The organism is Chloracidobacterium sp., from assembly GCA_016715795.1.
GTDB lineage: Bacteria > Acidobacteriota > Blastocatellia > Pyrinomonadales > Pyrinomonadaceae > OLB17.
In genome coordinates, this window is sequence record JADJXP010000001.1 from 959,832 (window position 1) to 983,052 (window position 23,221).

At 56.2% G+C, this 23,221-nt stretch carries 33 protein-coding genes and 2 pseudogenes; 25 read left to right on the forward strand and 10 right to left on the reverse strand.

Annotated elements, in window-relative coordinates; genetic code table 11:
* Positions 1–152 precede the first annotated feature (152 nt).
* On the forward strand, positions 153–710 hold the full coding sequence (locus IPM59_04410) for an NAD(P)H-dependent oxidoreductase (GenBank protein ID MBK9214831.1): 558 nt from the start codon (positions 153–155) through the stop codon (positions 708–710).
* Here the strand turns inward: IPM59_04410 and xth (IPM59_04415) are convergent.
* The 4 genes and pseudogenes from xth (IPM59_04415) to xth (IPM59_04430) all read right to left on the reverse strand — a co-directional run bounded on the left by xth (IPM59_04415) (position 700) and on the right by xth (IPM59_04430) (position 2,775).
* The gene (gene xth, locus IPM59_04415; GenBank protein ID MBK9214832.1) at positions 700–1,479 is read right to left on the reverse strand and encodes an exodeoxyribonuclease III; all 780 of its coding nucleotides are present in this window, start codon (positions 1,477–1,479) and stop codon (positions 700–702) included. The genes IPM59_04410 and xth (IPM59_04415) overlap by 11 nt on opposite strands.
* The gene (locus IPM59_04420; protein MBK9214833.1) at positions 1,473–1,769 is read right to left on the reverse strand and encodes a type II toxin-antitoxin system RelE/ParE family toxin; all 297 of its coding nucleotides are present in this window, start codon (positions 1,767–1,769) and stop codon (positions 1,473–1,475) included. The genes xth (IPM59_04415) and IPM59_04420 overlap by 7 nt, the downstream gene beginning before the upstream one ends.
* Positions 1,766–1,974: pseudogene (locus IPM59_04425) on the reverse strand (addiction module protein). Before IPM59_04425 ends, IPM59_04420 begins: the two are co-directional and overlap by 4 nt.
* Positions 1,975–2,004: 30 nt before the next feature.
* Entirely contained in the window at positions 2,005–2,775 is a 771-nt protein-coding gene (xth, locus tag IPM59_04430) for an exodeoxyribonuclease III (GenBank protein MBK9214834.1), read from the reverse strand.
* A 162-nt stretch (positions 2,776–2,937) separates the two neighbouring features.
* Between xth (IPM59_04430) and IPM59_04435 the strand changes: the two genes are divergently transcribed.
* The 19 genes and pseudogenes from IPM59_04435 (at position 2,938) to IPM59_04525 (ending at position 15,800) form a co-directional block, all read left to right on the forward strand.
* Positions 2,938–3,393: a hypothetical protein gene (locus tag IPM59_04435; protein ID MBK9214835.1), complete on the forward strand. Its 456-nt coding sequence runs from the start codon at positions 2,938–2,940 to the stop codon at positions 3,391–3,393.
* A 5-nt stretch (positions 3,394–3,398) separates the two neighbouring features.
* Positions 3,399–3,962 carry a hypothetical protein gene (locus tag IPM59_04440; protein ID MBK9214836.1) on the forward strand — a complete coding sequence of 188 codons (564 nt, stop codon included), beginning with the start codon at positions 3,399–3,401 and terminating at the stop codon, positions 3,960–3,962.
* Between the two features lies 1 nt (position 3,963).
* On the forward strand, positions 3,964–4,509 hold the full coding sequence (gene atpH / locus IPM59_04445) for an ATP synthase F1 subunit delta (protein ID MBK9214837.1): 546 nt from the start codon (positions 3,964–3,966) through the stop codon (positions 4,507–4,509).
* A gap of 63 nt (positions 4,510–4,572) precedes the next feature.
* A complete protein-coding gene (locus tag IPM59_04450) occupies positions 4,573–6,105 on the forward strand; it encodes a F0F1 ATP synthase subunit alpha (protein ID MBK9214838.1) in 1,533 nt (510 codons plus the stop codon).
* A 5-nt stretch (positions 6,106–6,110) separates the two neighbouring features.
* Positions 6,111–6,329, forward strand: a complete 219-nt coding sequence (locus IPM59_04455; GenBank protein MBK9214839.1) for a type II toxin-antitoxin system HicB family antitoxin — start codon at positions 6,111–6,113, stop codon at positions 6,327–6,329.
* Positions 6,329–6,553 (forward strand): annotated as a pseudogene (locus IPM59_04460) (type II toxin-antitoxin system HicA family toxin). Before IPM59_04455 ends, IPM59_04460 begins: the two are co-directional and overlap by 1 nt.
* 2 nt (positions 6,554–6,555) lie before the next feature.
* Positions 6,556–7,431 carry an ATP synthase F1 subunit gamma gene (gene atpG / locus IPM59_04465; GenBank protein ID MBK9214840.1) on the forward strand — a complete coding sequence of 292 codons (876 nt, stop codon included), beginning with the start codon at positions 6,556–6,558 and terminating at the stop codon, positions 7,429–7,431.
* A 180-nt stretch (positions 7,432–7,611) separates the two neighbouring features.
* Positions 7,612–7,854: a hypothetical protein gene (locus tag IPM59_04470; GenBank protein ID MBK9214841.1), complete on the forward strand. Its 243-nt coding sequence runs from the start codon at positions 7,612–7,614 to the stop codon at positions 7,852–7,854.
* A gap of 11 nt (positions 7,855–7,865) precedes the next feature.
* The gene (locus tag IPM59_04475; GenBank protein ID MBK9214842.1) at positions 7,866–8,336 is read left to right on the forward strand and encodes a VanZ family protein; all 471 of its coding nucleotides are present in this window, start codon (positions 7,866–7,868) and stop codon (positions 8,334–8,336) included.
* Between the two features lie 161 nt (positions 8,337–8,497).
* Entirely contained in the window at positions 8,498–9,646 is a 1,149-nt protein-coding gene (locus tag IPM59_04480; GenBank protein MBK9214843.1) for an SPFH domain-containing protein, read from the forward strand.
* Between the two features lie 5 nt (positions 9,647–9,651).
* The gene (locus IPM59_04485) at positions 9,652–9,834 is read left to right on the forward strand and encodes a Trm112 family protein (protein MBK9214844.1); all 183 of its coding nucleotides are present in this window, start codon (positions 9,652–9,654) and stop codon (positions 9,832–9,834) included.
* Between the two features lie 16 nt (positions 9,835–9,850).
* Positions 9,851–10,909, forward strand: a complete 1,059-nt coding sequence (locus IPM59_04490; protein MBK9214845.1) for a glycosyltransferase family 9 protein — start codon at positions 9,851–9,853, stop codon at positions 10,907–10,909.
* An 86-nt stretch (positions 10,910–10,995) separates the two neighbouring features.
* Positions 10,996–12,492 carry a signal recognition particle protein gene (gene ffh, locus IPM59_04495; GenBank protein MBK9214846.1) on the forward strand — a complete coding sequence of 499 codons (1,497 nt, stop codon included), beginning with the start codon at positions 10,996–10,998 and terminating at the stop codon, positions 12,490–12,492.
* 43 nt (positions 12,493–12,535) lie between these two features.
* Positions 12,536–13,189, forward strand: a complete 654-nt coding sequence (rpsP, locus tag IPM59_04500) for a 30S ribosomal protein S16 (protein MBK9214847.1) — start codon at positions 12,536–12,538, stop codon at positions 13,187–13,189.
* A 9-nt stretch (positions 13,190–13,198) separates the two neighbouring features.
* Entirely contained in the window at positions 13,199–13,432 is a 234-nt protein-coding gene (locus IPM59_04505) for a KH domain-containing protein (GenBank protein MBK9214848.1), read from the forward strand.
* Between the two features lies 1 nt (position 13,433).
* A complete protein-coding gene (rimM, locus tag IPM59_04510; GenBank protein ID MBK9214849.1) occupies positions 13,434–13,940 on the forward strand; it encodes a 16S rRNA processing protein RimM in 507 nt (168 codons plus the stop codon).
* A 23-nt stretch (positions 13,941–13,963) separates the two neighbouring features.
* Positions 13,964–14,683 carry a tRNA (guanosine(37)-N1)-methyltransferase TrmD gene (gene trmD, locus IPM59_04515; GenBank protein MBK9214850.1) on the forward strand — a complete coding sequence of 240 codons (720 nt, stop codon included), beginning with the start codon at positions 13,964–13,966 and terminating at the stop codon, positions 14,681–14,683.
* Positions 14,684–14,710: 27 nt separating this feature from the next.
* Positions 14,711–15,079, forward strand: a complete 369-nt coding sequence (gene rplS, locus IPM59_04520) for a 50S ribosomal protein L19 (protein ID MBK9214851.1) — start codon at positions 14,711–14,713, stop codon at positions 15,077–15,079.
* A gap of 97 nt (positions 15,080–15,176) precedes the next feature.
* A complete protein-coding gene (locus tag IPM59_04525) occupies positions 15,177–15,800 on the forward strand; it encodes a ribonuclease HII (protein MBK9214852.1) in 624 nt (207 codons plus the stop codon).
* A 5-nt stretch (positions 15,801–15,805) separates the two neighbouring features.
* Here IPM59_04525 and IPM59_04530 read toward each other — a convergent pair whose 3' ends face one another.
* From IPM59_04530 to IPM59_04555, 6 genes are read right to left on the reverse strand one after another with little or no spacing between them, the layout of a single operon-like run.
* Positions 15,806–16,636: an MBL fold metallo-hydrolase gene (locus tag IPM59_04530; GenBank protein MBK9214853.1), complete on the reverse strand. Its 831-nt coding sequence runs from the start codon at positions 16,634–16,636 to the stop codon at positions 15,806–15,808.
* Entirely contained in the window at positions 16,633–17,418 is a 786-nt protein-coding gene (locus IPM59_04535; GenBank protein MBK9214854.1) for an SDR family oxidoreductase, read from the reverse strand. The genes IPM59_04530 and IPM59_04535 overlap by 4 nt, the downstream gene beginning before the upstream one ends.
* Positions 17,419–17,937: a GNAT family N-acetyltransferase gene (locus tag IPM59_04540; protein ID MBK9214855.1), complete on the reverse strand. Its 519-nt coding sequence runs from the start codon at positions 17,935–17,937 to the stop codon at positions 17,419–17,421. It abuts the gene before it with no gap.
* Positions 17,934–18,572 (reverse strand): pyridoxamine 5'-phosphate oxidase, encoded by a 639-nt coding sequence (pdxH, locus tag IPM59_04545; protein ID MBK9214856.1) that lies wholly within the window; start codon positions 18,570–18,572, stop codon positions 17,934–17,936. Before pdxH ends, IPM59_04540 begins: the two co-directional genes overlap by 4 nt.
* Positions 18,573–18,574: 2 nt before the next feature.
* Positions 18,575–19,801, reverse strand: coding sequence for a DUF1015 domain-containing protein (locus tag IPM59_04550; protein MBK9214857.1), 1,227 nt, complete (start codon positions 19,799–19,801; stop codon positions 18,575–18,577).
* 9 nt (positions 19,802–19,810) lie between these two features.
* Positions 19,811–20,389, reverse strand: coding sequence for a DUF4878 domain-containing protein (locus IPM59_04555; GenBank protein ID MBK9214858.1), 579 nt, complete (start codon positions 20,387–20,389; stop codon positions 19,811–19,813).
* Positions 20,390–20,465: 76 nt separating this feature from the next.
* On the opposite strand from IPM59_04555, the gene IPM59_04560 reads away from it, so the two are divergent.
* The 5 genes from IPM59_04560 (at position 20,466) to IPM59_04580 (ending at position 23,198) form a co-directional block, all read left to right on the forward strand.
* Complete coding sequence (locus IPM59_04560; protein ID MBK9214859.1) at positions 20,466–20,735, forward strand: 4a-hydroxytetrahydrobiopterin dehydratase; 270 nt, start codon at positions 20,466–20,468, stop codon at positions 20,733–20,735.
* Between the two features lie 48 nt (positions 20,736–20,783).
* Positions 20,784–21,344, forward strand: a complete 561-nt coding sequence (locus IPM59_04565; protein ID MBK9214860.1) for an AtpZ/AtpI family protein — start codon at positions 20,784–20,786, stop codon at positions 21,342–21,344.
* 105 nt (positions 21,345–21,449) lie between these two features.
* Positions 21,450–21,782: an ATP synthase subunit I gene (locus IPM59_04570; protein ID MBK9214861.1), complete on the forward strand. Its 333-nt coding sequence runs from the start codon at positions 21,450–21,452 to the stop codon at positions 21,780–21,782.
* A 1-nt stretch (position 21,783) separates the two neighbouring features.
* Positions 21,784–22,683, forward strand: a complete 900-nt coding sequence (atpB, locus tag IPM59_04575; protein MBK9214862.1) for a F0F1 ATP synthase subunit A — start codon at positions 21,784–21,786, stop codon at positions 22,681–22,683.
* 200 nt (positions 22,684–22,883) lie between these two features.
* Positions 22,884–23,198, forward strand: a complete 315-nt coding sequence (locus IPM59_04580; protein ID MBK9214863.1) for an ATP synthase F0 subunit C — start codon at positions 22,884–22,886, stop codon at positions 23,196–23,198.
* Positions 23,199–23,221: the final 23 nt, after the last annotated feature.

A 23,221-nucleotide genomic window follows, 5' to 3' on the forward strand; every position in this document is an offset into this window, starting at 1 on the left:
CCTGTTCCGCAAACTCGGCCTCGCGAACCGCGAGAGCCAATCGGCAACCTCCAATACGTCCAATGCACTGCGCATGTTCGACAAATTCCAAGTGACGTCCTGACGCGATACAATGCCGGAAGAAGACTGGTCGGGAGGACTTGAATAAAGATATGCCAGAAAAGGTCAGAGTACTTGGAATTTCAGGCAGCCTGCGGGCCGCGTCGTACAACACGGGTGCGTTGAAGGCGGCGATCGAGCTTTGCCCGGACGATGCTGAGGTCGAGATCTGTTCTATCGACGGTTTTTCGGGTTTTAATCAGGACGAGGATAACCCGCCGCCGAAGAACGTCCTTGAATTCAAGGCGAAGATACGCGCGGCTGACGCGATCCTCTTTGCGTCGCCAGAATACAATTATTCTATCCCGGGCGTGCTTAAGAACGCCATCGATTGGGCATCGCGGCCATACACTGACAATGCGTGGGATGGGAAACCGGCGGCGATAATGGGATGCTCGATCGGGGGTATAGCAACTGCTCGGATGCAGTATCACCTCAGGCAGGTGATGGTCTTTCTGGACATGCATCCGCTCAACAAGCCAGAGGTCATGATCGGACACGCAGCGGACAAATTCGATGCTGACGGTCGCCTGACGGACGAGAAGACACGCGAACACATTCGCAAGATGCTTGTCGCGCTCGTCGACTGGACGCGGCGGGTCAAAGGCTAAATTCGGCGATCACGGGCGCATGATCTGACGGCTTCGGCCAACCGCGCGGTGTGCGGTCGATCCAGCAATCGGCGCAGCGTTCGGCCAGCGCGGGCGAGGCCCAGATGTGGTCGATGCGGAGCCCGCGGTTCTTGATGAATGACGATTCGCGAAAGTTGTCCCACCACGTGTATTCGCCCGGCTCGTCGTTCATCTGACGAAAGACATCGACGAATCCCCACTTTTTCAGGTTTTGTATCGCCTCACGTTCCTGCTTGGTGAAGTGCATCCTGTGCTGCCAAAATCGCGGATCCCAGACGTCGGATTCGTGCGGCGCGACATTGAGGTCGCCGCAGAGCATCACCAGATCGCTCGTTGAATAGTGCTTATCAAAGTGCTTTCGCAGCCGTGCTAGCCAGGCGAGTTTGAACGCAAACTTCTCGCTGCCGAGCTTCGTGCCGTGCGGCACATAGACGTTGTAGATGCGAAGGCCACCCGCCGTTGCCGCGATCAGCCGCCTCGGTGCATCGGCCGCATCTCGCGGAAAGCCTTTTTGAACACTCGTGAGCGGCAGCCGCGACAGTATCGCAACGCCGTTATACGATCGCTCGCCAAACACCTCGACATGCTCATACCCTGCAAGGTGAAACCTCGCCGCCGGAAACCGCACATCAACGATCTTCGTCTCCTGCAGGCAAAGCACGTCGGGCCTCGCTACCTGCGACCACTTCAAGACATGCTCGAGCCGCGACGATATGCCGTTGATGTTCCAGGTGGCGATCTTCACCACGTCTTCCGATCGATCCAGTAATCGGGATGTCGATGCTGGTGGGCTGCCGCGATCACGAAAATGTGATCCGGTTCGATTGAATATAGGAGCTTGTATGGGGAGCGATGCAGTAGGTATCGTCGTACGTCACCGCGTTCAATGGACCATGCGAGAGGGTGTTTACGAACCCGCTCGGCGGCTTGTCTCACTTCGCCCTTGAAGGCATCTCCGAGCCCCTTAAATTCCAGCTCGAGATAGTTGGCTGCATCTTCGAGCTCTTCACGGGCGATCTCAGAAAATAGGACCTTCATTGGCGGGAACCGAAGACTTCTTCCATCGGGATCGCTTTAACCCGCCCTCACGATAAGCGGCTAGTCGATTCTCGGCCTCCACCGCCCAGATCTCGTCAATCGTCTCGTCTGGTGCATCGAGGCTTTTTAGCAGACCCTCAACGATGATCGACCGCTCGGCTGCCGGAAGGGTAAGAGCTTTTTCGAGTATCTCCAGATTGCTCATTTCACATTCTCCTGACTGCCTAATCTTACCTTATTTCTTGAATTCCGCGATCACCGGTGCATGATCGCTCGGCAGAGTCAGTTCGCGGGGCGATCGGTCGATGATGCACGAAGTGCAGCGAGCGGTTAGTGACGGCGAGGCCCAGATGTGGTCGATGCGAAGGCCCTGGTTCTTCTGCCATGCTCCGGCTCGATAGTCCCACCAGGAGAATTCTTTCGCTTGGCCGTTCTTTTCGCGATAGAGGTCGGTGAGCCCGAATTGTTTGATGTAATGGATCGCGGCACGTTCGGGCTTTGAGAAGTGAAGGTGGCCCTCGTATCGCGAGGCGTCCCAGACATCGACGGCTTCGGGGGCGACATTAAAATCACCGCACCAGATCACATCCGAGGCTGCGTCACAGGTCGCGTCGATGAATGCACGCAGCCGCATCAGCCAATCGAGCTTGAATTTGAACTTGTCCGAGCCAAGCTCGCTGCCATTTGGCACGTAAGTGTTAACGATCCGCACGCCGCCTACGGTCGCCGAGAGCAGACGCTTTGGCGCGTCCGGCGCGTCGTCGGGGAAGTTCAGCTGAACGTCGCTGATCGGCAGTTTTGACAGAATGGCGACGCCGTTGTAGGCCTTCTCGCCGGTAAATACGGCGTCGTAGCCCGCCGCTTTTAGCTCCAACACCGGAAAGCCATCGTCGATCGTTTTTGTTTCCTGCATGCACACGACGTCAGGCTGTGCCGCAGCCAGCCAATCGACAAGCTGCGGCATTCGGACGTTGATCGAATTGACGTTCCACGTGGCGATCTTCATAGCAGTTCTGAGTTCAAACTTTAGTTTGTATTTTACGCTGTCGGAAGAGCAAGCTAAAGGTCGAACTCAGAACAGGGCCCGTCCTTGACCCTAAAAATGGGCGCGTGATATCCTCATATCTTTTGAGAACCGGACGGTATTTTCGTCTGTTCTCGCCCTTAAATGTATATGCATCTGCTGGCGTTTGCCGAATCCTCGATCCAGTTGTTTCCCGACGGGACGATCTTTGTACACATCGCGATCCTGTTGGTGATGATCTGGGTATTGAACCGCACGCTCTACCGGCCGATCAACCGAATACTCGAAAGCCGCGAGAAGAGCAAGGGCAGCCACGCCGGAGCTGCCGGAGCGATCATTGCCGATGCTGAAGAGAAAGAGTCGCAATATACAAAAGAGCTGCAGGACGCTCGATCAAAAGGTTATTCAAACATCGCTAAGGAACAGAAAAAGGCCGTAGCGGCCCGCGAGCAGAAACTGGCTGAGGCAAAAGCCGAGACGGCCTCTGCGTTTGAGACTGAGAAGGCGGAGTTGGAAAAGCAGACAGAAGATGCCCGCAAGGCCATCGGGGCCGATGCAGAGAAATTTGCAGGGAGCATCGTTGCCGAAATTCTCAAATAGACGATATGTTCGCCACCCTTACAAGCTTTATGCTGCTCTCCGCCGGCTCGGGCGGTGGTGGCTTCACCGAATTCTACAATACTTGGTTCAACATTCCCGGATTCGAGGCTTGGAAGTTCCTGAACCTCGCGATCTTTATCGCGATCCTTGCCTACGTGCTCAAAAAGCCGCTGAGCGAAACATTTAGGGCCACGCGCGAAAAGGTGCGTGCTGACCTGATCAAAGCAGAAGAGGAACGTCAGGCGGCTCTCTCGCGGTTAAAAGCAGTCGAGACGAATCTCGCCGGACTCGAGGCCGAAAAGGAGACGATTCTCGGGAATGCGAAAGCCGAAGCTGCGGCTGAGAAGAAGCGCCTCGCGGAGCAGACCAAGGCCGATATCGAACGGATGCGTCAGCAGATGCAGAGCGAGGTCGCTCGTCTCACCGGTCAGTCGAAAGCGGCCCTAAGGCGTTTCTCAGCTGAGGAGAGCATTCGGCTGGCTGAGGAGAAATTACGATCACAGATCGACGATGCAGCGAGCGCAAAGCTCGTTCGCGGCAGCATTAGCGAGATCGGAGGTCTGAATTAGTATGAGTGTTGAAGCTATCGCCCGACGATATTCGACCGCACTCGCCGACGTTGTTCTATCGTCGGGCAGTTCTGAGGCGGTAAAGGCCGAGCTTGCTGCCTTCGGCGAGATGATCGACGGCAATGACGAATTAGCGAGCGTTTTTGCCAATCCGTCGATCTCGCACGTCAATAAAGAGAAAGTGCTCGGGCAACTCATCGCTCGGACAAAACCGTCCACAACGACAGCGAATTTTCTGCGCGTGCTGCTTCAAAACAGCCGTTTGACTGAGCTTGGCGGCATTAACGAGAGATTTGCAGCCGTGCTTGAAGAACGCGGCGGCGTCGTCTCGGCCGAGATCACATCGGTCCGTGAGCTACCGGACAGCGAGAGAGCGGAGTTTGAGCAGGCCTTGGCGAAATTGACCGGCAAGCAGGTCACGATAAATTACAGCGTCGATGCCGACCTTATCGGAGGCACAGTCACACGTATCGGCTCGACGGTTTACGATTCGTCCGTGCGGACAAAGCTCGATACGCTCAGAACCGAGCTGATCGGGACAAAGTAGATTAACGATAACTAATTACAAAATATTAATTATCAAATTAGCAACGAGATTCGATAACCAAACATGGAAGCAATAAAAGCAAACGAGATCAACGAGATAATTCGTGCACAGATCGAGAATTTTGACGCCTCGATGACCGTTGCCGAGGTCGGCACGGTCATCAAAATAGGCGACGGCATCGCCGAGATCTACGGCCTTGAAAAGGTCATGGCGGGCGAGCTGCTCGAATTTGACCACGGCGTTCGCGGCTTGGCACTCAACCTTGAGGAAGACAAGGTCGGCTGCGTGCTCTTTGGCGATTTTCAGAAGATCAAAGAGGGCGACGAGGCCAAGCGGACACGCCGTATCATGAGTGTGCCTGTCGGCGACGCGATGATCGGCCGAGTGGTAGATGCTCTCGGCAACCCGATCGACGGCGGCGGCGAGATCGTTACGGACACATACTTTCCGGTCGAGCGTATCGCTCCCGGGATCATCGAACGCCAGCCGGTTAAAGAGCCGCTGCAGACGGGCCTCAAGGCCATCGACTCGATGGTCCCGGTCGGCCGAGGCCAGCGTGAGCTGATCATCGGCGACCGCCAGACCGGCAAGACCGCCGTCGCGATCGACACTATCATCAACCAGAAGGGCAAAGACGTGATCTGCGTCTATGTCGCCATCGGGCAAAAGGCCTCGACCGTCGCTCAGGTCCGACAAAAGCTCGAAGAGTACGGTGCGATGGATTATACGATCATCGTCAACGCTTCGGCCTCGGATCCGGCCGCAATGCAGTTCTTGGCCCCGTATTCGGGGTGCGCCATGGGCGAATACTTCCGCGACAACGGCCGCCACGCTCTGACGATCTATGACGATCTCTCGAAGCAGGCCGCAGCTTATCGCGAGATCTCGCTGCTGCTCCGCCGTCCTCCGGGCCGCGAGGCGTATCCGGGCGATGTGTTCTATTTGCACTCACGCCTGCTTGAGCGTGCGGCAAAGATGTCGGATGCCAAGGGCGGCGGTTCGCTAACTTCGCTTCCTATCATCGAGACGCAGGCGGGCGACATCTCAGCATACATTCCGACGAACGTCATCTCGATCACCGACGGCCAGATCTTCCTTGAGTCTGACCTCTTCAACTCCGGCGTTCGTCCCGCTATCAACGTGGGTAACTCGGTTTCTCGCGTCGGAGGTTCGGCTCAGATCAAGGCCATGAAACAGGTCGCGGGAACGCTCCGTATCGACCTCGCGCAGTTTCGCGAACTGGCAGCATTCGCACAGTTCGGCTCGGACCTCGACAAATCGACGCAAGACCAGCTCGAGCGGGGCAAGCGGCTGACCGAGATACTCAAACAGCCACAATATTCGCCGATGGAGGTCGAGGACCAGGTCCTCATCATCTGGGCCGTGACCAATGGCCTTGCCGACGATGTCGCCGTCGACGATCTCAAGCGATTTGAGGACGAACTGAATACGTTCATCAAAGAATCACATCCTGCCGTGCTCAGCACGCTCCGGGATAAGAAGAGTATCGACGACGACCTCAAGGCCTCAATGAAGGAAGCCGTCGAGGATTTTAAGGCAACGCGTTGGGAGACGGCTAACGCCGCGGCGGCGTAAGTGATATGAATACCTACAACTTTACAGCGGTCGTTGAGAAGTGTCGTGAGACGGGTCTGTTCGTGGGGTATATTCCAGGATTTCCCGGCGCCCATTCACAAGGTGACACGCTCGACGAACTTAACGAGAACTTGCGTGAAGTTGTTGGAATGTTGCTGGAGGACGGCGAGCCGATGCTGGAGGCCGACTTTATTGGAACCCAGTTGATCGCGTTGAGCGAGTAATGGGAAACGTTCCGGTATTAAAGCCGCGTTAGGTTGTTCGTATTCTTGAAAACTTAGGCTTTGAGCAGATCCGGCAGCGTGGATCGCACCGACAGTTCAAACACCCGGACGGGCGGTTTACGACCGTACCGGATCATAAGGGAAGGGACATTTCACCTTTTCTGTTAAGAAAGATCGCGGACGATATCCGTTTGACGGTTGACGAGTTGATAGACAACAGATAGAGATGCCTAGTTTGTTAGACATGCGCCGACGCATTAAGTCGGTCAAGAACACACAGCAGATCACCAAGGCGATGAAGATGGTCGCTGCGGCAAAGCTCAAACGTGCGCAGGACCGCGTGACGGCGTCGCGTCCCTATGCAGGGAAGATGAGCGAGGTTTTGGGCTCATTGAGCGGCAAGGTCTCGGGCGAATTTTCGCACCCGCTGCTCGATGAGCGTGGCGACAATAAGTACCTGCTCGTGCTCATCAGTGCCGACAAGGGGCTTGCCGGGGCGTTTAACGCCAACGTGATCAAGGCAACGCAGGCGTTCATTCGAGAGAATTCCGATAAAAAGTCGTCAATGATGGCAGTCGGGCGCAAGGGCCGCGACTTTTTCAAACGCCGCGAGATCGAGTTGACCGATGAATACATCGGCCTCACCGGGACTGGCCAGGTCAATCACGCCGACGCCGTCGAGATCGCGAACAAGATCATCACGAAGTTCACCGAAGATGAATCGATCGACAAGGTCTTTGTCGTCTTTACCGAGTTCAAGACCGTCCTTTCGCAAAAGCCGGTCATCCAACAGCTTCTTCCGATTCCCAAGGCTGAAGCCGGCGACGGCGAACAAACCGCTGGGGAGGCCGAGTACATCTACGAGCAGCCCGCCGCCGAGATCTTCGGCAAATTACTGCCCAAACAGATTGAGACGCAGATCTATCGCGGCATGCTTGAATCCGTCGCCAGCGAGCAAGGCTCGCGAATGACGGCGATGGATTCCGCGTCAAAGAACGCCGGCGAGCTGATCGACACGCTCACCCTCAATATGAACCGCATCCGCCAGGCCGCGATCACAAAAGAAATCATCGAGGTCGTCAGCGGCGCCGCGGCAGCATAAAGCGTAGTTCAAAGTTCCATGTTCAAGGTTCAAGTTGCTAATGCGACCTTGAACCTTGAACTTTGAACTTTGAACTTTCCCGTTTGTGTTGTAGCATACCGTCGTTCACTTGAACATGGGCAAACGAGGTGTGTTTGCGGTTGGAACTTTAGCTTTACCAATAAATTCTTGGAGGAAACTATGGGTGGTATTCTGAGCATTTTGGGAGTTGTTCTGTTCTTCGTCGGCTGGATATGGCTGATGGTCGTGGCATTCAAGGCGAAGGGAGCCTTATGGGCCGTGCTGATCTTCTTCTTCTCGCTGCTTGCGGGGCTGATCTTCTGCATCATGGAGAAGACGGGCTGGATGCAGTGGGTGATAATGGTCGTCGGCTGGCTGATCATAGTCTTCGGGGGCGGTATGGCCGTCTTTAGCCAGATGTAGGCTGCCGCTAGGTGCAGTTTTCAGGTTCAAATGACCGGCACGTGTGGTTGACGGCCTATGTGCCGGTCTTTTTATGGCTGGGCGTCATCTTCTATCTCTCGAGCCCAGAGGGTGCGTTCTCGAATACGTCGCGCATCATCGGGCCGTTGCTCGATTTCTTTTTTCCCGAAATGCCTGAGGCGACCCGAATGGTCGTCCACGGCTATGTCCGCAAAACGGCACATTTCACCGAGTACGCCGTTCTCGCCTTTCTCGCCGCTCGTGCCTGCGTGATGTCGACGTCGGAGTTTTTGCGGAAATTTCGGTATCTGCTCCCGGTTTTGTTGGTTATCGTTATTGCCGTGGCCGACGAAACAAACCAAAGTTTTCTGGCGTCACGGACGGCATCGGTGTTTGACGTATTTATCGATGTTACGGGCGGCACGGTGATGACGATACTCCTGTGGCTGACGGGACGGCCGAGGTCAGAACCGCCTGCGTAAGCGGGCAGCCAGTTCCATGGCGAGTGCCCAGAATGATCAGTGGCGTTGCCGGCTCGTTTCTTCCGACGAGCTGACCGCCCGCTTACGCAGGCGGTTCTGACAAACCGGCAACTTTCTGTGTTATCTTATCGTTTAGAGTTACGCCTAAGGAGGCATTATAAATGAGCATTGTTGACAAGATTAAAGAAGCCGCCCTTAACCAGTTCATTGAGGTCATCGAGTGGCTCGATGACAGCCAGGACACACTGGTCTATCGCTTCCCCGTGGCGGGACAGGAGATCAAGAACGGTGCCCAATTGATCGTCCGCGAATCGCAGACGGCCGTTTTTGTGTTTGAGGGACAGGTCGCCGACGTTTTTACGCCCGGCAAGTATGAGATCGACGGCGGCAATACGCCGATCCTGAGTAAGCTCGGAGCTTGGAAATACGGCTTTAACTCGCCGTTCAAGTCCGAGGTCTATTTTGTTAACACCAAACAGTTTACGGACATGAAATGGGGCACGTCGAACCCCGTGATGATGCGCGATAACGACTTTGGCATCGTCCGCCTGCGTGCATTCGGGGCATACAGCCTGCGTGTCACCGATCCGAGCGGTTTTATCAAGGAGATCGCCGGAACGAACGCTCATTTCCAGACGGAGGACATCGACGGCCAGCTCAAACGAGCCATCGTCACTGAGTTTTCGGACGCTTTGGGTGAATTGAAAATTCCCGCCCTCGATCTCGCCGCGCAGTATAAGGAGATAGGCGAAAAGATCCGGGCCGTTATCAACGGAGATTTTAATAGTTGGGGCTTGGAGGTCACCAAGTTCTTTGTTGAGAACATTTCGCTGCCGCCTGAGGTCGAAGAGGCGATGGACAAGCGTGCGGCGATGGGAGCTCTCGGCAATGTCGATCAGTATATGAAGTTCCAGGCCGCAGATGCCCTTCGCGATGCCGCACAGAATGAAGGCGGCGGCGCTGGCCTCGGAGCGGGCCTTGGCGCCGGTTTTGCGGTGGGAAATCAGATGGCCGGGGCGTTTGGGGCAGGCCCACAGGGCAGTGCCGGCGGTGGTCAGGCGGCCACTACTCTGCCGTGTCCGGCTTGCGGCAAAGCAAATGCGGCGGGCGCTAAGTTCTGTGCCGACTGTGGCGGCAAGATGGAGGTCGTCCAGGTTCCATGCGTAAAATGTGGAGCTAAGCTCCGCGAAGGAGCAAAATTTTGCTCAGAATGTGGTTCAACGCAAGAGAAGGTCAAGTGTGCGAATTGCCAATTCGAACTTGCCGCCGGTGCTAAATTCTGTCCGGAGTGCGGAACGAAGACCGCCTAACGGCTATGGCCATCAGCCCTGAATTGCTAAATATCCTGCGGTGCCCGCGGTGCAAGTCCGAACTACAGGTCGACGAGGCCGAAACGCGTCTCAAATGCCTGAACGTCGAATGCTCGTTGGTCTATCCGATCCGCGATGAGATCCCGGTGATGCTTGTTGAGGAAGCTACACGGAAAATGGAAAAGTGACAACGGAAGATCGAGAATGGAAGGCGGCCCAAGGGCCGTCTTTTTGTTTGCCTCTATGACGCTTGATTGGACAAAGGTCAGACGTGTCCTCGTCGTCAAGCTGCGCTCGATCGGCGACACGGTGTTGTCGACGCCGTCGCTGATCGCTCTAAGGCGTTTCCTTCCGGATGCCCGGATCGACGTTCTGCTCGAGGATTGGGTCGCACCTGTCCTCGACGGTTTTGACGTCATCGATAGCGTGATCTCGGTTGGGCGAGATTTCGGTCAGCGGTTTCGGGTGGGCCTGGACCTTCGGCGCCGTTCATATGATGTCGCTTTCAATCTGCATGGCGGCACCACTGCGACGTGGTTCGTCCGCGTGAGCGGCGCTCCGCACCGCGTCGGGTACAAGAGCTTCAGATACGCGTTTCTTTACAACCATTTGCTGACATCGGCCGCTGATTTTTGGCAACGGACAGTAACACATTCTGCCGAGCAGCAGCTTGCACTCCTTGGGTTCGTCGGCGTCCCCGTGGATGACAGGCCCAGGAGCCGATTGATGGTTACCGATGCCGGCCGGACGGCGAAGATTCGTAACGTTTATGAGGGCGGCGATTACGCGTTGATCCATCCAACAACCGCCTTTTTCACAAAGCAGTGGCCTGTGGAGAATTTTGCTCGTGCTGCTGAGTTTCTGGCCGAGAAGGGACTGCGGACGGTTGCCATCTCATCTCGCAAGGAGGCCGCGACACTGAGAGAGCTTGTGAGTGCTGTGAATGTGCCGATCAGGACCTTTGATGACCTTAGCCTGCCCGAGATCACTGCGCTCGCGTCAAAAGCGCGCATTTTTGTCGGTAACGATTCGGGAATTGCCCACATTGCTGCGGCGGTTGCTACTCCGACCGTGGTGATCTTTGGCTCGTCAAACCGTGACCACTGGCGTCCGTGGACCGATGCTCCTAATGAGATCGTTTATGAGGAGTTTGCCTGTCAGCCTTGTCCCGGCTACCGGTGCGATGTTTACGGTGAGCCAAAGTGCATTTTGGGTGTCAATCCTGACACTGTCATATCGGCTATCGGCCGCCTACTTTCATAGGCGCGTTTATTGACACTAAATGCGCTAAATACTACTATTTATAGTTTCGACTATTGTCGCCGAAGTGCGTCTAATGGCCGGTAATTATGTTCGAATCGCTGTCTGACAAACTCAAGCAAACGCTGCGAAATCTGAGCGGCAAGGGCAAGCTCACGCCCGAGCACGTCGATGCCGCCTTGCGCGAGATTCGGATGGCGCTGCTCGGGGCGGATGTCAATTACAAGGTCGCCAAGGATTTTGTCGAATCCGTTCGCGTAAAAGCTGAGGGCGAAGAGGTTTGGAATGGCCTCAAGCCGCATGAACAAGTCGTAAAGATCGTCTATGACGAGCTTTCGGACTTGATGGGCGGCACGTCGTCGCGACTCGTCTTTACCAAGCAGACACCGAACGTGGTGATGATCGTCGGCCTGCAGGGCTCCGGCAAGACGACCTCGACCGGCAAGATATCTCGTTGGCTGGCTGACAATCAAGAGCGAACGCCGCTGCTCGTTTCGACGGACGTTTACAGGCCCGCGGCTCGCGAACAGTTGAAAGTCGTCGGCGATGCAGTCAACGTTCCGGTTTACGAGGCGAAAGAGACGAACGACCCGATGATGATCGTCCGTGGCGCAGTCAAATACGCTAACGAGACCGGCTTTGACACGCTGATGGTCGATACGGCGGGCCGGCTGCATATCGACGATGAGTTGATGGCCGAGCTCGAGGCGATCAAGGCCGAGACAAAGCCGATCGAGATCCTTTTCGTGGCCGATGCCATGACCGGCCAAGACGCGGTCAATTCCGCTCAGACATTTCATGAACGCGTCGGCTTGACGGGCGTTGTCCTGACAAAGATGGACGGCGATGCCCGCGGTGGTGCGGCGTTGTCTATCAAGCAGGTTATCGGACAGCCGGTGAAGTTCGTCGGCGTCGGCGAAAAGTACGACGCGATCGAGCCGTTTTATCCAGATCGCATTGCGCAGCGGATCCTCGGGATGGGCGACGTGCTCACGCTGATCGAGGAAGTTCAGGGCAAGATCGATGAGAAGGATGCTCAAGAGCAGCTTCTCAAGATGACGCGTAACCAGTTTACGCTTGAAGACTTTCAGAAGCAGTTGGGACAGTTCAAGCAACTAGGCTCGATGTCAAAGCTGATGAAAATGCTGCCCGAGCAGATGACCGGCGGCATGACGATCACGGACGAACAGTCGGCCCTGGTCGATCACCAGATGAAGCGAACCGAGGCGATCATCGGGTCGATGACGCGTCAGGAGAGGAACGACCATCGTGTGATCGATGCCAGCCGCAAGACTCGTATCGCGGGCGGTTCTGGCTCGACGATCGGCGAAGTGAATCAGCTTCTGCGTCAGTACGAGCAGATGAAAAAGATGATGGCCCAGATGAACCGCGGCGGTTTATTTGGCGGCATGGCCCGCAAGATGGCGGGCGGTCTGGCCGGCGGTTTGGGCAACATGCTTGGCGGCGGTTCCAATCCGCTCGGGATGCTTGGCGGCGGTTCGGCGATAGATCATTCGGATGACGGGCCGACGGGCTCAGCAAATAACGGTTTAAGGAAGAAAAAGAGACATAAGAAGCGACGTTGAATCCTGACGAGTGTCGGGACCAACCTCTCGGAAGTAGAAAACTATGCTAGCAATCAGTTTGATGAGAATGGGCGCGAAGAAGAGACCCTTTTACCGCGTCGTAGTTAAGGAAAAACGCTCAAAGCGAGACGGCAAGTACCTCGAAAACCTCGGGACCTACGATCCGCTCGCGGACCCGGCGGATGTGAGGCTGAACCACGACCGCATCCAGTACTGGATCGGCGTCGGTGCTCAGCCGACCGACACGGTCGCGAGCCTGATCAAGAACAACCCCGTGATGACCGACGAGGAGCGTGAGACCATGCTCGCCGCACGTGCCGACAAGAAGGCTGCGGCCGACGCAGCTCGCGCCGAGGCTCGCAAGGCCGAGGAAGAACGCCTCGCCGCGGAAGCCGCTGAGAAGGAGGCCGCCGCTAAGGCCGCCGCCGAAGCAGCAGCCGCTGAGGCTCCGGCCGAGGAATCGCCGGCGTCGGAAGAACCCACCGAGGCCGCAGCCGAAGACGCACCTGCAGTCGAAGAGCCAGTCGAGGCTCCCGTCGAAGACGCATCTGCGGCTGAGGAGCCGGTCGAAGTGGCTACTGAAGAAGCTCCTATAGCCGAAGCTGAGGCCGCGCCGGCCGAGGCTGAAGCTGCACCGGCCGAAGAAGCCAAAGCCGAGGCGGAGGAGACGCCGGCCGAGGAGGGCCAGGCGGCTTAGTTCCAGAGGATGAAGGAAGCAGTCGAGAAGATAATCACTTCGCTCGTGAGCGAGCCCGGCGCTGTCGAGGTGGACGAGATCGCGGATGGTAAAACTGTCCGCATCGAGGTTCGCGTGGCTGATAGCGACATGGGCCGCATTATCGGCCGCGAAGGGCGGACCGTAAAGGCGATCAGGAGTCTCCTCTTCGCGGCTGGGCAGAAACACGGGAAGCGGTTTCATCTCGACCTGATCGAGGACTGAATTGGAACTCGTTGCCGTCGCCAGGATCGCCAAGCCTCGCGGTATTAAGGGTGAGGCCATAGCCGACCTGCTGACGGATTTTCCTGAGCGGTTCGACGGACTGGAAACGGTGACAGCCGTAATGCCGGACGAGAGTCGGCGGGAATTGACAATTGAAAGGCATTGGTTCCAGTCGGGCCGCATCGTGCTGAAGTTCGTCGGCGTCGATTCGATCGATGAAGCCGAAACCCTAAGGAACGCTGAGATATGTGTTTCAGAGGACGAGGCGGTCGATCTGGAGGAAGGCGAGTTCTACGATTGGGAGCTTGCCGGATGCAGCGTTGAGACTGTCGCTGGCGACCAGATCGGCACAGTCCGAGAGTTGATGCGGACAGGCGGCACAGAATTGCTCGTCGTCGATGGAACTAAAGAGTTCCTGATCCCGTTCGCCGAAGCGATCTGCATCGAGGTCGATGTTGAGAAGAAGAAGATCGTGATCGATCCGCCCGACGGGCTGTTGGAATTTTAGATTTCAGATCTGAAATTACAGGAATGAAGATCGACGTTCTTACAATCTTTCCCGAGTTTTTTGAACAAGTGTTCGACTTCGGGATAATCCGCCGGGCAAAGCTAGCGGGAATTGTTGAAATAGACGTCCACGACATACGCGAATACGCGGTGGACAAGCACAAAATGGTCGATGATCGGCCGTTTGGCGGCGGCGACGGGATGGTATTGAAGCCCGAACCGATATTTGCCGCGATTGAAAGTTTGACAGGGACGAGCGATCGAGACGCCTATCCGCAGGGAACGCGCGTCGTTATGCTCACGCCGCAGGGCAGGCCGTTCAGCCAGCCGATGGCACAGGGCCTGGCGGATGACGCTGAGCATCTCGCCCTGATCTGCGGCCGTTACGAGGGCGTGGACGAACGCGTCAACGAGGCACTCATCACCGACGAGATATCGATCGGCGACTACGTGCTCTCGGGTGGCGAACCGGCGGCCGTCGTGGTCGTTGACAGTTTGGTGAGGCTGCTGCCCGATGCGTTGGGCAGCGACACGTCGGCCGAGAACGATTCGTTCTCCGACGGGCTGCTCGATTGCCCGCATTACACGCGGCCGGCGGAGTTTCACGGGATGAGAGTTCCCGAGGTTTTGTTAAGCGGCGATCACGCCGAAATTGAAAAATGGCGCTACCAGATGGCGCTTGAAAAGACGCGGGCCGTACGCCCCGATCTAATAAAAGACGAAAATGGTGAATGTGAGCGGTAAGCCGTTGACCTCTGGCCGAGGATAAAAATGAACAGACTAGACATTGTCGAAAAGACACAGTTAAAAGAGAACATTCCTGCTTTTCAGCCGGGCGATACCGTTCGCGTGCATGTCCGCATCAAGGAAGGCAACAAGGAACGCCTGCAGGCTTTCGAGGGCGTTTGCATTGCCCGCAAGCATGGCGGCGTTCGCGAATCGATAACGGTGCGAAAGGTCAGCTTTGGCGTCGGCGTCGAACGTATCTTTCCGCTCCACGCAACGGTCGTCGATCACATCGACGTGATCCGACGCGGTAAGGTCCGCCGAGCAAAGCTGTATTACCTTCGCGATCTTCGCGGCAAGGCTGCCCGCATCAAGGAACGCGATACCCGTAACAAGGCACAGTCGGCGAAATAGCTGCCGCACACTCTCAATTTAGCTTTCTAGAACACGAGGCGGTATAATCCGCCTCGTGAACGATTTCTTGCTTACAGCCGATCGCACCGTTTGGTCGATCGGCTGTGACTTTGAGGAACAGGCACGCAGCGAAGGCTACCGACTTGTCGCCGGTGTCGATGAGGTCGGCCGTGGCTGCATTGCGGGGCCCGTGGTGGCCGCAGCGTGTATCCTTGACCTCACAAAACCCCTTCCCGACGGTCTCGACGATTCAAAAAAACTCACTCCGGAGAAACGCGACGAAATTGCCTCCGAATTGCGTGAACACTCTGTTGCGTTCGCGATCGGCCAGATCGAGGCCGACGAGATCGACCGCATCAACATCCTCGAGGCCACCAAAAAAGCGATGTACGCGGCGATCAATTCGCTCACGCCCCAAGCCGATTACCTACTCATCGATGCCCTCAGGCTCAAGCTTACGCCCCTGCCGCAAAAGGCGATCATCAAGGGCGACGCGATCTCTGTCTCTATAGCCGCCGCCTCGATCCTCGCTAAGACCTATCGCGACGAATTGATGGCGAGCTACGCCGCCAAATTCCCGCAATACGGTTTTGCCGAGCACAAGGGCTATGGCTGCCGCTCGCATTACGACGCGATCCGCGATCACGGCCCGTGTCAGATCCACAGGATGAGCTTTAAGGGTGTAAGTGACGAGAAATCTGCTACTGCTTCCCTTTTTTGAGTTGATCAGAAAGCTATCCAGTCAGTCGGCTGTCTGGGCTGCGAGACCGATACCTTGGCGTCTGCTTTGAATAGCGGCCCGCGCATTTGCAGGGCGGCCTCGGCGTTGATCCGGGCGAGGTTCGGTTCGTTCGCTCGCTGCGAGAGATGGGCGAGAACGATGTGCCGGGCCGAGCCATCAAAATCGCCCGTGAGCCAGTCAGAGAGGGCTTCGTTCGAGAGATGGCCGGTGCGCGACATTATTCGCTGCTTCAGGTCCCACGTGTATAGCGAGCAGGCACGGAGCATGTCGCGGCTGTGATTTGACTCGATAACGACGGCGTCGCTGCCCCGCAGGTTCTGTTTGATCGTGTCGTCGATGTGGCCAAAGTCCATCAAGGTAGCGACCTTTACACCGCCTTGCTTTGCCACAAATCCAAAATTATCGACGGCGTCGTGTGGCACGCTGAACGGATGGAAATCGATGTCACCAATGCGAAACTCACGATCAGATTCGATCTCTACCGTGCGTCGGTCGAGGGCCGTCCGCCGTTTCGATGATTCGCTGCTGCCGTTGCGCCCGCCCGCCCGCGTGTCATAGTATGCATCCTCGGTAATTCCCGAGATATAGACGGGACAGCGAAGTGATCGCATCAGCACCCGAAGCCCGCCGATGTGGTCGCCGTGTTCGTGCGTGACGACGACTCCGTCGAGACGATCGTGCGGCACGCCGACCTCCGCCAAGCGGCGCATGATCTCGCGGGCGCTAAGGCCGGCATCGATCAGGACGTTTGTCGTCTCGCTCGAAATCAGCACGCAGTTGCCGGTCGAGCCGCTGCCGAGGACGGTAAATCTCATTTTTCTTCCTGGTAGCGAGGACGCAAAGCCTTTGCCATCAGACGCCTTGAGATAGCAGTTGGCAAATGTGCTCCGAGGGCGGCGCCAACGCGGTTGACAACTCCCGGAACAAACCGGGCCCGTCCCGCTCCGACGCTTCTCAAAAATGCACTGACGGCTTCGTCCGCGGTATGCTGCCCCTTGACCGTCACGGGCCGCTCGATACTTGATGCGGCGAAGAAATTGGTTTTCGTAGAGCCCGGGCAGAATGCCATGATCCGTATTCCAAACGGCTTGTTCTCCTCTACTAGACTCTCTGTAAATGAAGTAACAAAGGCTTTTGTCGCCGCATAGGTAGCCATGAACGGTATCGGCTGAAACGACGCGGTTGATGAAACATTGACGATCGTTCCGCGGCCCAGTTCACGCATTCTCTTTAGATAGCGGTGAGTGATCGCGACGAGAGCTCGGACGTTCAGATCTATCATCTCCAACTCGCGGTCCAGCGGCAGCGTTGAGAAATCACCCGCCGAGCCGAAGCCCGCATTGTTGATCAGCCAGTCGATCTCGATGCCGCGACGTTCCGTCTCGGCGAAGAGCTTTACGTCGGCGTCCGGCTTCGTCAGGTCGAGAACGACATAATCGGCCGAGACCTTTTCACGAACGATAAGCTCATCACAAAGGTCGTTCAATGCCTTTTCGGACCGGGCCACGAGCACGAGGTCGTGTCCCTGCGACGCGAGTTGCTTCGCAAAGGCCTCGCCGATGCCGCTTGATGCTCCGGTTATGAGTGTTGTCGGCATTTAAGAGGTCCGCAGGGCAAAATCCTCACGTGAGATCGCGTAAACGACACACTCCATTCCGTAATGGAGCTCGGTCTTTTCATACTGCATCCCGCACTTTTCCATGATCCGCCAAGAACCGGTGTTCTCGGGAGCCGCAACCGCGACGATCCGTTCCAATCCGCATTCGTCAAAACCAAACTTCAGCCAGCCAATGGCGGTTTCAAAGCCATAGCCCTGGCCCCAAAACTTTTCCGACATATTATAACCGACCTCGATCTCGCCTGTGTCCTCGAGCGGCTGCAGGCCGGCCGAACCCATCAGTTCCCCGGTCACTTTGTGGATCATCACACAGAAGCCAAAGCCGAACTTCTCGTGACATTCCATATAATATTTGATCCGTTTAGCGAGAGCGTCAGGATTCTGCATCGCCGTCCCGCCCAAATAACGATTGACGGCCTCAGGTGAACGCATCTCGATCAACCACGGCAGATCGTCGTCGGTAAACTCTCTAAAGACCAATCTTTCCGTCTCGATCATGGTGAAAGCCGTGCGATGCTCCACTCGTTACCATCCAGCGTATATACAATTCGATCATGGAGGCGGTTTGGCCTTCCCTGCCAGAATTCGACGCGGTCAGGTAATACGCGAAAACCGCCCCAGTGCGGCGGCCGCGGAACACCGGTCGCGTATTTGACGGCGAGCTTTGCGGCTCGAGCCATGATGACCGCGCGCGAGCTGATCGGCTCGCTCTGCTCCGAAGCCCACGCCCCGATACGGCTGAGATAGGGACGCGACTCAAAGTACGCATCGGATTCCTCGGTTGAGACTTTTGCGACATTTCCGCTTATGTTCACCTGACGTTCCAACTCCGGCCAGAAGAAATTTAGCGAGGCGAACGGATTTGCCGCAAGAGCACGTCCCTTTCGGCTGTTGTAGTTGGTAAAGAAGACAAAACCGTCGGCGTCAAAACCCTTGAGCAACACAACGCGCGATGATGGCCGGGCATCTTCGCCGACAGTCGAGAGCGTCATTGCCGTTGGTTCATCTGTCTCCGCCGCAATTGCTTCGTTCATCCACTTTCCAAACTGAACGAATGGGTCGGCCGAAACATTCGCCTGAGAGAGTTCCTCTCCCGAATAGTCGCGGCGAATGTTGGCGAGGCGTTCGTCCATTGTCAGATGAGATGAATGAGCAGGCCGTCCTTGAGCTTCGGCTCGAACCACGTTGATTTTGGCGGCATTATTTCGCCCATGTCCGAGACAGCAAGCAGGTCATCCATGGTCGTAGGATACATCGAGAACGCCGCGGCTGCTATACCTTCGTTCACAAGGCGTTCGAGCTCGGCGGTACCTCGGCGGCCACCGACAAAGCCAATACGATCGTCGGTGCGTGCATCCTTGATGTCGAGCAGCGGCCCAAACACATTGTCCTGCAGTATGCTTACGTCGAGTCGTTCGATCGGATCCGGTTCGCGAATGTACTGCAGATTGTGTCGGAATGAGTACCACTTGCCCGCGAGGTAGAGGCAAAACTCACCGTGGTTCTGCGGTTCTTTCTCGCCTGTCCCGATGAGGACAAATGATTCCTGCAGCCGCGTGAGAAACTCGTCGTCAGCCATGTCGTTCAGATCCTTTACAACTCGATTGTATGGCAGGATACGAAGGTCCTCGGCCGGGAACATGCCCGTAACAACGAAGTTGTATTGTTCCTCACCGGTATGATGGGGATTGTTGTGCCGCATCTCGTCACGAGCGAGCTTTGCACTCTCGGCGCGATGATGCCCATCAGCGATATAGAGAGACGGCACCCTACTAAAGGCTGAGATCCAAGCTGCAGTTTCCGTGACACGCCAGACTCGCTGCTGAGTGCCCGCAGGACATTCGAAATCGTATATCGGCTCTGTCGTCACGGTCGTATCGATCAGGTCGTGGATCTCAGGCGTGCCGCGAAAAGCGAGAAAGATCAGCCCCGTCTGAGCTCCGACCGCCAGCAGGTGTGCCGTGCGTTCCTCGACCTTGTCAGGCCGAACATTCTCGTGCTTTCTGATCATGCCCTGCTCATATTCCTCGATCGAGCAGCATGCGACGACGCCGGTCTGCGAATGCCCGTCAGATGCAAGCTGATAGACGTAGATATCGTCGTCAGGGTCCGGCGTCAGGATCTGATCGGTAATAAAGCGTTCGAGATTCTCACGGCCGCGGGCAAATACCTCCTGTGGCGTCGGTCCTGATCCCTCGGGAAAATCGGCCTCAGGCCGCGTGACGCGAAGAAAACTGAGCGGATTCTTTGCGAGATACTCTCGCACCTCTGATTCGTAGATCACGTCATACGGCACGCACGCGACGCGCTTTGCATTCTCAGCTGACGGACGCAGGGCCCTGAACGGTTTGATAAATACCACAAATGCTCCTTAGAGGCTGGGATCTGCCGCCCCGTTCAGCGGTTCCCCCTCGAGATCGTCGACGGGTGACAGCATCGGTGAGGGTGATGCGGACGGGCCGACGGTTGACGACGGCATCTGAGAATCACCCGTCGGTTTGTTGATGAGATCGTCGAGCTTGCGGTCGTTCTCCTGCTCGATGTCCGTGGTCATACGGTCAGCAAAGCCCTTCTTGTCGATCTTCCAGACGCCGTCCTCTTTGATGAACGGCACCGTCTCCCAGGATCCATACGAGTTCTTGACCATCAGCGTCGCCTTGTCACCTTCGATCTTCTCGTCGCGAAACTCCACCGACCGCTGATTCTCGGTAAAGAGCGTCTCGCGCTTTATGATCTCGTCAACTGTCGTTCCCTGGGCAACGGCCTGCCGCTCGTGCATCTTCAAGGTCGCCTCGGACAACAGCACGCGCATCGCCTTGACGTCCTTCGCCTTGATCGCTTTGACGTAGGTCTTGAATGTCTCGATCGGTGTCGAAGGCGGACGCGAGCACGCCGAAAGACAGGCCACTAACAGGCCCACGACAACGACGGCTTTGCTTCTCACACTCATTAGGTTGGATAATCTCGTAAGCATCAAAAATATGTAGTATAGCGTAAAGACCGGAGGCAATTAAGTGGAACGACGGATTTTGGATGACAAAGAGTTGGCCGCGGCCCTGGAAACTCTTGACGGCTGGGCGGCCCGCGACAATATGCTGACGCGAAGGTATGAGTTCCATAACTTTGCCGAGAGCCTCGCGTTTGTCAATCGTGTGAGTGAGCTGGCTGAGGCCGCCGACCATCATCCCGATATCACCTTTGGCTGGGGCTATTGCGAGATTGCACTTACTACTCACGACCGTGGAGGGATAACCGACGTCGATATTGCGTTGGCACGGCAGATATCGGCCGATTGAAATCGCCGCACCAAGCTGTCATCATTAGCGATTAGGCTGAAACCAAGGATGGTACAGAGCATTTTTGACACTCAGGACGAGAAGAACAGCGACGATCCGTGGCTTTCGGAATTCTCGGCGATCGATCCGTCGATCGCGCCAAACCGCCCCGACCCCGAGCCGGAGTTCATTCCGCCACCCGCAGCGGCGCAGCCGCAAACACATTTTGATCCTTACGCGGAGGAGCCTTTCGGCGGGTTTGAGACCGTTTTGCGCGAATCCCGTGATCCGTGGCTGCCGGAGCTGCCCGACGCCGAACCGCAGTTCGCCCCGTCGCCCTACGAACCGGAATCCACAGCCGAAACCGCCCGCCGCAGCGGCCTGGCATGGTCCCTTGGGATAATGTTCTTCTGCTCGGTGGCCTTCATGATGCTGCTCGGCTGGGGAGCCGACCTCGTACTGGGGACCGCACCATGGGGCTTGGTAGGCGGTATCGTCTTCGGATCAGTTATCGGGTTTATTCAGTTTTTTCGGTTGAGTTCGCGGCTGTTTAGTCCCTCGAAGAAAGCTACGGAGGTCAAACCATTGCTCTGGCAGCCGGATGAGGACAACGAGCATCATCGACTTTGAATTCTTGTGATTTCCTAGTAAAATTTAGGGTTTGCGATGCACGAGGATACTGATCCTTCAGCAACCGGCGACCATGCGGTTTCACATCGCGGAATACTAGCGGCCATGGCCATGATAGTTGTGGTCGGCGCGGCGGCGGGGCTTGCATTCGCCGGGGCGAGGTTCGGGCTTGGCGTGTTGTTTGGCGGCCTGCTTGCATTTGGCAATTATTTCTGGCTCGAGAGGGTCACGCGGCAGATTTTCCAGCCTGATGCAGTAAGGTCGACTGGGATATTGGCTGCGAAGTACATCTTGAGGTACTTGGCGATCGGCGGCGTTCTTCTGCTGGTTTACCTGACTGGTGCGTTTCCGATGCCGGCTGTGATATTAGGGCTGTCGGCTTTCGCGATCGCGATCGTCGCACAGGGATTAAAGAATATAGTTTCGAGTAAATTTTAGAATGCTGTTATTTGCCGAAAGCGGCGGCCACCACGTCCCGCTGATCGTAGAATTCATCAACCACTACTTGGGCGAGCCGGTCCATCGCATACAGATGGCGACGACATATCCGATGTGGAAGTCGTTCTTTGCGAAATTCGGCACGACGCCTGAAAAGGTATTCGGCGGTGAATATACTGCCGAGAATGCCATTCCGTGGTACACGATAATGTTTGTCATTGCGTGTATCATCACGGTCATTCTTGTCCAATTGCTGAAGGGAAAGCTGTCACAGGATGACCCAAAGCCGGGCCAGTTGACGCTCGAAGCTGGGTATCTAGCGATAAAGGACATGGTGGCAAGTGTCATTGGCGACAATGGCTTTCGCCATTTTCCGGTCGTGGCGACTTTTGCGGTGCTGATCCTCGTTTCGAACCTGATGGGCCAGTTCCCGATGTTCATGTCCCCGACGGCCTCCGTGAATGTGACGTTCGCCCTCGGCCTAACGTCGTTCATTTATTACAACTACGTAGGTATTGCCGAGAACGGCCTGCTTGGCCATATCAAGCATTTCGCAGGGCCTAAGCTGCCTGGATTGATGGCACTTATTATCACGCCGCTCATCTTTGTCATCGAAATTATTTCAAGCTCGATCAGGCCGTTTACGTTGGGCGTGCGATTGTTTGCAAACATGTTCTCGGACGAGCAGGTATTCGTTCAGATCACGAACCTTGCCCCTCCATTTACGCATTTCGTCGTTCCGTTGGTCCTGACGCTCCTAGGAGTTTTCGTGGCTTTTGTGCAGGCATTCGTTTTCACGCTGCTGTCGATGATCTACATTGGCGAGGTGTCGCATGCTCCGCACGATCACGATGAGCATCATGACAAAGCTCACGGCGATGCGGCCGTGGCTCATGCATAGGATTCACGCTTTGTGCGTGATGTTTTGACAATTGAAGACTGAGACGCGAACCTGCGTTTTATAGCAAATATGCCCGCACGCGTCAGGCGGCGTGGACTCTACGGAGTATAAAATCCACGCAATACCGGAAGCGAGGCGAACTCATACCGCGAGCAGGTACGTTTACCGTCTTCTTATTTACAAATATAGGAGATAACACAATGAATAAGTTCAAATACACTGTTTTTGCAACGCTCGCTATCGCTCTGATGGCCGTCGCGGCAATGGCGCAGCCTGCTGCTCAATACAATGCCGAGTACGTCGGTGCCGCTAAGGCAATCGGCGGCGGCATCGGATTCGGCTTAGCTGCCGGTCTGGCCGGTATCGCTCAGGGCCTCGTCGGTTCGCGTGCTGCCGAAGGCGCAGCCCGCAATCCGAGTGCTGCCGGCACCGTCCAGACGATGATGATCATCGCCCTTGCGCTGATCGAGTCACTCGTGCTGTTCGCACTGCTGATCGTTTTTGTGAAGCTTTAATCGGGGACACTGTCAGAACCGCC